Annotated in this window: 8 protein-coding genes and 1 other RNA gene; 4 read left to right on the top strand and 5 right to left on the bottom strand. The window is 74.0% G+C overall.

From position 1 onward, the window contains the following. Window positions 1-232: 232 nt before the first annotated feature. From recR to dnaX, 3 genes are read right to left on the bottom strand one after another with little or no spacing between them, the layout of a single operon-like run. Entirely contained in the window at window positions 233-835 is a 603-nt protein-coding gene (gene recR / locus VK501_RS10570) for a recombination mediator RecR (protein WP_324337374.1), read from the bottom strand. Between the two features lie 3 nt (window positions 836-838). Then, window positions 839-1,288 carry a YbaB/EbfC family nucleoid-associated protein gene (locus VK501_RS10565; RefSeq protein WP_324337373.1) on the bottom strand — a complete coding sequence of 150 codons (450 nt, stop codon included), beginning with the start codon at window positions 1,286-1,288 and terminating at the stop codon, window positions 839-841. Further along, the gene (dnaX, locus tag VK501_RS10560; RefSeq protein WP_324337372.1) at window positions 1,288-3,078 is read right to left on the bottom strand and encodes a DNA polymerase III subunit gamma/tau; all 1,791 of its coding nucleotides are present in this window, start codon (window positions 3,076-3,078) and stop codon (window positions 1,288-1,290) included. The genes VK501_RS10565 and dnaX overlap by 1 nt, the downstream gene beginning before the upstream one ends. Window positions 3,079-3,141: 63 nt before the next feature. Between dnaX and VK501_RS10555 the strand changes: the two genes are divergently transcribed. From VK501_RS10555 to VK501_RS10540, 4 genes are all read left to right on the top strand, one after another. Then, on the top strand, window positions 3,142-4,479 hold the full coding sequence (locus VK501_RS10555; RefSeq protein ID WP_324337371.1) for a M20/M25/M40 family metallo-hydrolase: 1,338 nt from the start codon (window positions 3,142-3,144) through the stop codon (window positions 4,477-4,479). Window positions 4,480-4,492: 13 nt separating this feature from the next. Continuing rightward, window positions 4,493-5,902: a hypothetical protein gene (locus VK501_RS10550; RefSeq protein ID WP_324337370.1), complete on the top strand. Its 1,410-nt coding sequence runs from the start codon at window positions 4,493-4,495 to the stop codon at window positions 5,900-5,902. 34 nt (window positions 5,903-5,936) lie between these two features. After that, a complete protein-coding gene (locus tag VK501_RS10545; protein ID WP_324337369.1) occupies window positions 5,937-6,506 on the top strand; it encodes a TetR/AcrR family transcriptional regulator in 570 nt (189 codons plus the stop codon). Between the two features lie 81 nt (window positions 6,507-6,587). Then, window positions 6,588-8,030: a DHA2 family efflux MFS transporter permease subunit gene (locus VK501_RS10540; RefSeq protein ID WP_324337368.1), complete on the top strand. Its 1,443-nt coding sequence runs from the start codon at window positions 6,588-6,590 to the stop codon at window positions 8,028-8,030. Between the two features lie 125 nt (window positions 8,031-8,155). Here the strand turns inward: VK501_RS10540 and ffs are convergent. Both ffs and VK501_RS10530 read right to left on the bottom strand, forming a co-directional pair. Continuing rightward, window positions 8,156-8,425: signal recognition particle sRNA large type (ffs, locus tag VK501_RS10535), an RNA gene on the bottom strand. 124 nt (window positions 8,426-8,549) lie between these two features. Then, a complete protein-coding gene (locus VK501_RS10530; protein ID WP_324337367.1) occupies window positions 8,550-9,722 on the bottom strand; it encodes a hypothetical protein in 1,173 nt (390 codons plus the stop codon). Window positions 9,723-9,843 lie beyond the last annotated feature (121 nt).

Here is a 9,843-nt window from a genome sequence, read left to right as displayed (position 1 = left end):
GCAGTCGTAAGGGCGTCGAGGGTGGCGTGCACACGGCCTCCAAGGTCGGCGTTGCGTTAGCAGCGCCACCCTTCGACGTCCTTGTTATGTCCCCTGGCCGACCCTTCCCGCCCCAGCCGAATACGGAATCAACCGTCTAGGGGTGCCGTAGGCGGCTAGCGAGGCCGAGGCCCAGGACGGCCAGCCGTCGCCGCCGGAGGTGGGTCCCCAGTCGCGATAGCGACACAGTCTCTTACACCATCTCGCGCCGGCCCGCGAACGCCCGGCCGAGGGTGACCTCGTCGGCGTACTCCAGGTCGCCGCCGACCGGCAGGCCGGAGGCCAGGCGGGTCACCGCGACATCGGGCGTGCGCTCGTGCAGCGCCGCCGCGATGTGGTGCGCGGTCGCCTCGCCGGTCGTCGTCGGGTTCGTCGCGAGCACGACCTCGCGGATCTCGCCGTTCTCGACGCGCCGGTACAGCTCGGCGATCTTGATGTCCTCGGGATCGACGCCGTCGATCGGTGACAGCGCACCGCCCAGCACGTGGTAGCGGCCGCGGAACTCGTGGGTGCGCTCGAGCGGGATGACGTCGCCCGGCTCCTCGACCACGCAGATCACGGCGGGATCGCGGCGCTCGTCCTGGCAGATGCGGCACAGCGGCTCGTCGGCGAGGTTGAAGCAGACCTCGCATGGGCGGATCTTCTCCTTGACCTCGCGGATCGCGTCGGCGAGCGCGGTGGCGTCCTCGGGATCGACGCGCAGGAGGTGGAACGCCAGCCGCTGGGCCGTGCGCTGGCCGATGCCGGGCAGCTTGCCCAGCTCGGTGACCAGGCGCTGGACGGGCGGTGCGAACAAGGACTAGCGGTTCTTCTTCTGCGCGGCGCGGCGCGCAGCGCGGTTGAGCTGGGGCGGTGACCCCGGCCCGCCCACCCCGCCGGCCCCACCGCCGCCGAGGCCGCCGAGCGCGTCGCCCAGGCCGAGGCCCTCGAGCGCCTGCATCGGGTCGAAGCCACCGGCGCCCGAGGCGCCCTGCATGGCCTTCTCCTGCAGGTCGACGGCCTGGCGCAGCGCCTCGTTGGTCGCCGCCAGCACGAGGTCCTGGAGCATCTCGACGTCCTCGGGATCGACCGCGTCCGGGTCGATCGTCAGCGCCTCGATCTTCAGGTCGCCGGTCACGGTGACCTTGACCATCCCGCCGCCCGCCGAGGCCTCGACGCGCTGCTCCTTGAGGGCGTCCTGCGCCTCCTGCTGCGCGGCCATGACCTCCTGGGCCTGCTTGAGCATGTTCTGGATGTTGGGCTGGGGCATCAGGCCTGCTCCTGGTCTTCCTGGTCGGGCTGGTGATCGACAGCATCGAATTCTGACCGCAAGCGCGCGATGAAGTCGTCCTCGCCCAGCACCTCGGGCTCGGCGCCGAGCTCCTCGGCGTCGCGCGTCTCGAAGATCAGGCGCGGCGTGACGCCGACGAGCGCCCGGAACGACGCGGCGGTGAGCTCACGCGCCGCCGCGTCCTCGCACTTGCGCTTCTGGAAGCCGTGATCGGGGGTGAACGCCAGCGTGAGGTCGCGTCCGGACACCGCGAGCGGGCGCGCCTCGGCCAGGCATCCGGCGACCATCTTGTTCGTCTCGGCGACGTTCTGGAGCACCGCGGGCCACAGCTCCTCGACCATCCGGAGGTCGAGCTCGCCGACGGGCGCGGGGGCGGGCGCCGCCGCGGGCTCGCGCTCGGCCACCGCGACGGCGGCCGACGGCTCGGGCGCGGGCTCGCCCGCGGCGGGCTCCGCGGCCGGCGGCGGCTGCGGAGCCGACGCGGTCGGCGCCGGCACCGGCGGCGCCGGGACGGGCGGCGGCTCCGGCGCGTCCTCGGAGACCGGGGGCTGAGGGGCCGACGGCGTCGGCGCGGGCGCGGCCGCGGAAGCGGGCGCCGGGGCGGCGGCGGCCGGCGCCCCCGCCAGCACGCCCTCCAGCCGCTCCAGGCGCGCCAGCAGCGCCCGCGTCGAGGGATCGACCTCGGGCGCCGCGGCCTTCACGAGCGCGACCTCCAGCTGCGTCTGCGCGTCCGCGCCGTCCTTCGACAGCCGCATCCCGGCCGCCAGCAGGTCCAGCAGCCGCACGGTGTCGGCACCGGTCAGCCGGCGCGCCTGATCGGCCAGCCGCGCGTCGCGCTCAGCGGTGATCCGCAGCTGCGCCGGCACCTCGCCGAGCGTCTGCACGACCAGCACGTCGCGCGCGTGCGCCTCCAAGTCCTTCAGGAACTGCGCGGGCTCGCGGCCCGAGTCGGCCAGCCGCGCGGCGACCCGCCACGCCGACTTCGCGTCGCGCGCGCCCACCGCGTCGAGCGCACCGAAGAGCAGGTCGTCGTCGGCGACGCCGAGCACCGCCAGCACGTCCTCGGTGGCGACCGACGACCCCGAGTAGGTCACGAGCTGCTCGAGCGTGCCGAGCGCGTCGCGGTAGGAGCCCGTCGCGTTGCGGGCGACCAGCGCGACCGCCTCGGGCGCGATCTCGATCGCCTCCTTGCCGGCCACGCGCTGCACGACCGTCGTGAGCTGCTCCACCGTCGGCCGGCGGAAGTCGAAGCGGTGACAGCGGTCGACGACCGTGTCCATCACGCGGTGCGCCTCGGTCGTCGCCAGCACGAAGATCGTCGAGGGCGGCGGCTCCTCGAGCGTCTTGAGGAACGCGTTCCACGCCGCCGTGGACAGCATGTGCGCCTCGTCGAGGATGTAGATCTTGTAGCGGCCGGTGACCGGCGCGTACTGCACCGAGTCGCGCAGCTCGCGGATGTCGTCGACCGAGTTGTTGGACGCGGCGTCCATCTCGATGACGTCCATCGACGTGGCGCTGGCGATCGACACGCACGACTCGCAGACGCCGCAGGGGTCGATGGTCGGGCCGCGCTCGCAGTTCAGGCAGGCCGCGAGCATCTTGGCCATGGACGTCTTGCCCGTCCCGCGCGACCCGACGAACAGGTAGGCGTGGTGCACCTTGCCCTGCTCGATGGCGTTGCGGAGCGTACGCACGACGTGCTCCTGGCCGATGACGTCGGCGAACGTCCGCGGGCGGTGGCGGCGGTAGAGCGAAGGTCCGGCGGGCACGGACCCCTAGCTTAGGGCTTGCCCTGGCCGCGATGCCCGAGCCGCCGTCGTAGGCTCCGGTCCATGGCCGACACCCTCCAGGACGAACTCTTCGCGTGGCTGCGGATCCCCAGCATCTCGACCGGGGGAGGCGACCCCGCGGACCTGGAGCGCGCGGCGCAGTGGGCCGCGGCGAAGGTGCGTGACGCGGGCGGCGAGGCCGAGCTCGTGACGATCGACGGCGGCAACCCGCTCGTGGTCGGCGAGCTGCGCGCGTCGCAGGACGCCGGCGCCGCCCCCACCGTCCTGATCTACGGCCACTACGACGTCCAGGGCGCCGAGCCGCTGGACCTCTGGACCAGCCCGCCGTTCGAGCCCGAGGTCCGCGACGGCCGCATCTACGCCCGCGGCGCCGCCGACGACAAGGGCAACTTCCTGCCGCTGCTGGCCGCCGCGTGCGACCTCGCACAGGCCGGCGAGCTGCCGGTCAACGTCCGCGTCGCGGTCGAGGGCGAGGAGGAGGCCGGCGGCGAGTCGATCTCGGCCTGGCTGAAGGACGACCCGCGCGGCGCCGATGCGGCGATCGTGTACGACAGCGGCATGGTCGGCCCGGACCGTCCGGCGGTCACCGTCGGCCTGCGCGGCGTCCACCTCGTGACCTTCGACGTCCGCGCCGCCCAGCGCGACCTGCACTCCGGCATGTACGGCGGCAGCGCGCTCAACGCGCTGCACGCGCTGCACCAGGGCCTCGCCGCCGTCATCCCGGGCGCCGACGGCCGCGTCCGGGAGGAGCTCCGCGTCGGCATCGCCGCGCCGACCGCCGAGGAGCGCGCCTCCTGGGCGGACCTGCCCTCCGGCGACGACGCGCTCGCCGCGGCCGGCGCGCGGCCCGCCTACCCGGGCGCCGGCGCCGAGTACGTCGAGCGCAACGGCAGCGACACGGCGGTCGACGTCGACCAGATCGTCGCCGGCGACACGCGCACGGTGATCCCGGCGGTCGCGCGGGCGACCGTGTCGATCCGCGTCGCGCCCGGCCAGGACGTCCTGGCGATGGGCGCCGAGCTGGAGCGACTGATCCGCGAGGCGCTGCCGGAGGGCGCCGACATGGAGGTCGTCTCCCGTCACAGCGCGCCGCCGGCGCACTTCCCGGCCGACAGCCCGGCGCTGAAGATCGCCGGCGCGGCGATCGGGCGCGCGGTGGGCGCGCCGGTGGCCTACGTGCGCAGCGGCGGCGCGATCCCGTTCGTCGCGGACCTCAGCGCCAAGGGCATCCCGACGATCGTCACCGGCTTCGTCCTCCCCGACGACCCGTTCCACGCGCCCAACGAGTCGTTCTCGGTCCGCGGCCTCGAGTTGGGGTACAAGAGCGCGCGCGAGCTGCTGACCGGCCTGGCCGCACTTGGCGACGGCGCCGCCAGTTAGCGTCCGCGGCCGCATGCGGCCGCGCTCCCTGTACGTCCCCGCCGCCGTCTCGGTCGCCCTCGCAGCGCTCGTATGGCTGGTGAGCGCGCCCGCGCGGTTCCTCAACTACGACACCGAGTACGCGCTGCTGTGGGGCAACGACCTCGTCCACGGGCGCACGCCGGACTACACGGTGGCGTTCGCGCCGACGCCGCATCCGCTGGCGCAGCTGGTCGGCGCGCTCGGATCGCTCTTCGGCACGGGGTTCGGCGAGACGCTCTTCGAGGTCCTGGCGTTCCTGTCGCTGGGGATCTTGGGGTGGTTGGTCTTCGCGCTGGGCCGCGCGTGGTTCGGAACGGCCGCGGGCGTGGTCGCGGCGGCGATCGTCCTCACGCGCGAGCCGATCCTCAGCTACGGGATCCGCGCCTACGTCGACCTCCCCTACATCTGCCTGCTGCTCGGCGCGCTGCTGATCGAGACGCGCCGCCGGCGCGCCGGGACGCCGGTGCTGGCGCTGATCGCGATGGCCGGGCTGCTGCGCCCCGAAGCCTGGCTGTTCGCGGGCGCCTACGCCGTGTGGCTTTGGCGCGGCGGCGCCCTGCGCCCCGTGCACGTGGCGCTCGTGGTCGGCGCGCCGCTGCTCTGGGCCCTGAGCGACCTCGCGGTCACCGGCGACCCGCTGCACTCGCTGAGCGGCACGCGGTCGACCGCCGAGGACCTCGGCCGGATCACCGGCCTGCAGCGCGTTCCGGCGACGCTCCCGCGGCGCCTCGGCGAGATCCTGCGCGAGCCGGTCGTGCTCGCCGCGGCCGTCGGCGGCGTCCTCGCGCTCTGGCGCCTGCGCGCGCGGGCGACCCTCGGTGCCGTCGCGGGCCTGCTCGCCGTCGGCGCCTTCTGCGTCCTGGCCGCAGCGGGGCTGTCGATCCTCACGCGCTACCTGCTGCTCCCGGCGACGATCCTGGCGATCTTCGCCGGCGCCGGCGTCGCCGGGTGGACGCAGCTGCCGCGCGACGACCCGTGGCGCGCGCGCTGGATGGCGCTGGGCGCGCTGACGGTCGTGGGCATGTTGGTGTTCATCCCCTCACAGGTCACGCGGCTGAAGAACACGCGCAGCGCGCTGATCGCCCAGACGCGGATCCTCGACGAGCTGCATGACCTCGTGACGGCGAACCTCTCCTGCGGCACGACGCAGGTCGCGGTGCCCAACCGCCGCGCCGTCCCCCAGCTCGCGCTGTGGCTGGACATCCCGCCGCGCGACGTCGTCAGCGCGCAGGAGCTGGGCCGCTACCCCCGCCGGCCGAGCGCGCTCGCGCCGGTCTCCCGCGCGGTCGCCGACCAGTTCGTACTCGATGCCCGCGACAAGGACCGCGCCCTGCCGGCGCCGCCGCGGTCGCGCCTCTCGGTCCGTGGCCGCTACTGGAACCTCTACGGCGCGTGCCCTTGACACCAGCAGTGAGTGAGTACATACTCACACCTGCATGACGCCCATCGCCTCCCCCAGCAAGCGCACCCTCTCGACCGCCGAGGCCCGGCGCGAGGCCGTGCTCGAGGCCGGCATGACGGTCTTCGCGGAGCGCGGGTTCCTGGGCACGCCGACCATCGAGGTCGCCAAGGCGGCGGGCATCTCGCAGGCCTACCTCTTCCGCCTGTTCCCCACCAAGAGCGACCTCGTGCTCGCCGTGGTCCGGCGCTCGAACGAGCGCATCGAGGACGCGTTCGTCAAGGCCGCCGCCCAGGCGCACGCGCGCGGCGAGACCGGCGAGGACGTGCTGCTCGCGATGGGCGAGGCGTACGGCGAGCTGCTCGAGGACCGGGCGATGCTGAATACCCAGGTCCACCAGCACGCCGCCGCAGCCTCGATGCCCGAGGTCGCCGAGGTGGCGCGCGCATGGTTCGCCCGGCTCTACGACCTCGTCTCGGAGGCCACCGGCCTCGGTCCCGAGGACGTCCACCGCTTCTTCGCCACCGGCATGCTGCTCAACGTCATGGCCGCCATCGGCGCGACCGACGCACACGGCACCTGGGCGCAGACCCTCCGCGTCTGCTGATCGACCATGGCCCGTTTCCCTTTTTTTGCCCATCGAGTGAGTGACCGCTCACTCATCCATACACCGGTCCAGGAGGCCGAGATGACCCCTCCCCTGCAGTCCGCCGTCCGGCGTCCCCGCGCCGGATGGACCTTCGCGATCGTCAGCGTGGCGCTGTTCATGGTCACGCTCGACAACCTCGTCGTCAGCACCGCGCTCCCGACGATCAAGACCGACCTCGGCGCCTCGCTCGAGTCGCTGGAGTGGACCGTCAACGCCTACACCTTGGCCTTCGCCGTGCTGCTGCTCACGGGCGCCGCCCTCGGCGACCGCTTCGGCCGGCGGCGCATGTTCGGCATCGGCGTCGGGCTGTTCACCGTGTCGAGCGCCGCGGCGGCGCTCGCGCCGACCACGGGCGCGCTCGTGGCCGCCCGTGCGGCCCAGGGCGTCGGCGCGGCCGTCGTCCTGCCGCTCACGCTGACGCTGCTGTCGGCAGCGGTGCCGGTCGCCAAGCGCGGCCTGGCGCTGGGCGCCTGGTCGGGGATCAGCGGCCTCGGCGTCGCGCTCGGGCCGGTCGTCGGCGGCGCGGTCGTCGACGGCATCTCCTGGCACTGGATCTTCTGGCTCAACGTGCCCATCGGCCTCGCGCTCGTCCCGCTGTCGGCGCGCTACCTGACGGAGTCGCGCGGTCCGGCCAACCGCATGGACCTGCCAGGCATCGGCCTCGCCGGCGCCGGCCTGCTGGGCGTCGTCTTCGGGATCGTGCGCGGCGAGGCGCTGGGCTGGACCTCGACGCCGATCCTCGCCTCGATCGGCGCGGGCGCCGTCCTGCTCGCCGGGTTCGTCGCCTGGGAGAGCCGCGCCCCGGCGCCGATGCTGCCGCTGCGGTTCTTCCGCTCGCGGGCCTTCAGCGCGACCAACGGCACGTCGCTGGCGATGTTCTTCGGCGTGTTCGGCTCGATCTTCCTGCTGTCGCAGTTCTTCCAGACGACGCAGGGCCTGTCGCCGCTGCAGTCCGGCCTGCGGGTGCTGCCGTGGACGATCATGCCGATGTTCGTCGCGCCGGTCGCCGGTGTGCTGAGCGACCGCATCGGCGCCCGTCCGCTGATGGCCGGCGGCTTGGCGCTGCAGGCGATCGCGATCGCCTGGCTGGCCGCGGTGACCACCCCGGACGTCGCCTACGCCGCGCTGCTGGTGCCGTTCATCCTCGCCGGCACCGGGATGGCGCTGGTGTTCGCGCCGGCGGCCAACGCGGTCCTCGGGTCGGTCCGTCCCGAGGAGGCCGGCCAGGCCTCGGGCGCGACCAACGCGATCCGCGAGCTCGGCGGCGTCCTCGGCGTGGCGGTCCTCGCGTCGGTGTTCACCGCCAACGGCTCCTACGCCTCGCCGCAGGAGTACGTCGACGGCATGAACGCCGCGCTGCCGATCGGCGCCGCCGTCCTCGGGCTCGGCGCGATCACGGCCCTGTTCATCCCCGGGCTGAAGCGCGGCGAGCATGCCGCGCAGACCGCCTCGCCCGAGCCCGCCCTGGCCCACGCCGCCTGACCCGGGGTCTGACCCCGTCACCAGCGCGTAACGGGGCCAGGCCCCGTCGCAGAGCCGTCGCAAAAGGCTCACGAAACAGCGAAGGCCCCGCCGGAACCGGCGGGGCCTTCGTCGCAGGTAGTGGACCGTGCACCCGATCTCGTGATGCGGTCTACGGGCGTTGCGCCGGAGGGCGGCTCCGGCACCGGGAACTCCCGCTGCGCCCGCCGGTGATCGCTTAAGGCTGCTTCCTTCCGGACCTGACCTGGTTCACGAGCCGACGCCGCGCGGGACCCGGGCCATCAGCGCCGCCACGGCGCACAGACCCCGTTGGCCAACATCCCTCGATCGGGGATTCAGCCTCGCTAGAGCGGATTGCGAGCGACAGGGCACCGCTACCTCCCCGCCTAGCACGGTCCGTCATCGAGTCTACCTCGCCGGGCGTTAGGAGACCGTGTCGCTATCGCGACTGGGGACCCACCTCCGGCGGCGACGGCCGGCCGTCGTGGGCCTCGGCCTCGCTGGCCGCCTACGGCACCCCTACCCGCGCCGCGGCGGCCGGCACGCGTAGCGGAAGGTCACGCCGCGCATGTCGCCCGTGCGCGCCATCTGCCGGACCTCGCCGTGATCGAGGAGCCGGAACTCGGCCCGGAAGCGCTCGCGCCGCGGCGTGCCGAGCCAGATTGGCAGGAACTTCGAGTGCACGTCGCTGCCGTCGTCGACGTCCAGGCCGATGTAGCGCTCGGTCCCGGGGATGAGCGACGACCCGGCGCCCGGGCCGAACAGCCCCCACTGGAGCCGGAGCTTGCGGCCGCGGTATCCGGTGAACTGCAGCTCGAGCCAGACGACGTGGCCGATCTCGAGCCGATCCAGCGCGGCGCTCTTGGCCGCTCGCTCCCTCCGACGGCGCCGGGCCTCGGGGCTCAGCTGCGCCACGGCGGCGGATGCCGTCGTGGCGCCCACCACCCGCGTCGCACCGTGGCGCGGCCCGAGCGCGTCGTCGTAGGCGCCGTGCGTCACGCGTGCGTGAACCTCGCGCACCTCCATCGAGACCTGCGGCGGCGGATGGTCTCGCACCCCGACGCCGGGGATGAACGTCGACGCCAGGCCCGCGAGCGTCCCGGCGATCGCGACCGAGGCCGCGACGAGCTCCAAGCTCGTCTTGCGCGCGCCGGCCGCCGCGGTGCGCCGGCGGCGGGCGAGGAACGCGACGAGCGCGATCGCGGCCGCCGTGGCGGTGATCGCGAGGATGATCCACGTCCACAGGCGATGGTCGCGGCCGGAGACCGAGCTGTCGACGCCCAGCAGGCCGCTCGTCGCCTCCGGCTTGGCGTCGCAGCTGCGGGCCGCCTCGTGGCGCTTCTGGTCGTATCCCTGGAGCGCGGCGTTGCCGACCCCGGCGCCCGTGACCGGCCACGGCACGACGCTCGTGGCCGTGGTGGTCGTCGTGATGGGCGGGCCGGTGACCTGCGGGATCGTGACCGTCTCGGTCGTCGTCGTCGGCGGTGGATCCTGCGCCGTCGCGGTCGCGCCGGGCGGGACATGGGGATCGGGCGGGACCGTCCGCGGAGCGACCAGGACGCCCTGGTCGCTGGGAACGGACGGTCCCGTCGCGGCGTCCTGTGCCGCGGACTCCCCCAGGGCCAGGCCCCCTGCGAGCCCGGCCAGCCCCACAGCCGCCGCGAAGGTCGCGCGGATCCGACGCGCCTTCATGGCCCACGGTTACTCCTTCAGAGCGCTCAGCGGTGCCCAGCGAGCGTTTCCGCACCGAAACGGCCGCCGAACCTGTGCGGAAGGCTACGGGCGGGCCGTGGCCAGCGCGGCCGCGAAGCGC

It is taken from the genome of Baekduia sp. (assembly GCF_035318805.1).
Classification (GTDB): Bacteria; Actinomycetota; Thermoleophilia; order Solirubrobacterales; family Solirubrobacteraceae; genus Baekduia.
The sequence above is the reverse complement of the archived record's forward strand: the minus strand, read 5'-3'. Positions and strand labels throughout refer to the sequence as shown.

Bases quoted from the DNA above. Each gene is read 5' to 3' on its own strand.
- VK501_RS10565 (WP_324337373.1), bottom strand. From the start codon at position 1,288: ATGCCCCAGCCCAACATCCAGAACATGCTCAAGCAGGCCCAGGAGGTC.
- VK501_RS10555 (WP_324337371.1), top strand. From the start codon at position 3,142: ATGGCCGACACCCTCCAGGACGAACTCTTCGCGTGGCTGCGGATCCCC.
- VK501_RS10550 (WP_324337370.1), top strand. From the start codon at position 4,493: ATGCGGCCGCGCTCCCTGTACGTCCCCGCCGCCGTCTCGGTCGCCCTC.
- VK501_RS10545 (WP_324337369.1), top strand. From the start codon at position 5,937: ATGACGCCCATCGCCTCCCCCAGCAAGCGCACCCTCTCGACCGCCGAG.
- VK501_RS10540 (WP_324337368.1), top strand. From the start codon at position 6,588: ATGACCCCTCCCCTGCAGTCCGCCGTCCGGCGTCCCCGCGCCGGATGG.
- VK501_RS10530 (WP_324337367.1), bottom strand. From the start codon at position 9,722: ATGAAGGCGCGTCGGATCCGCGCGACCTTCGCGGCGGCTGTGGGGCTG.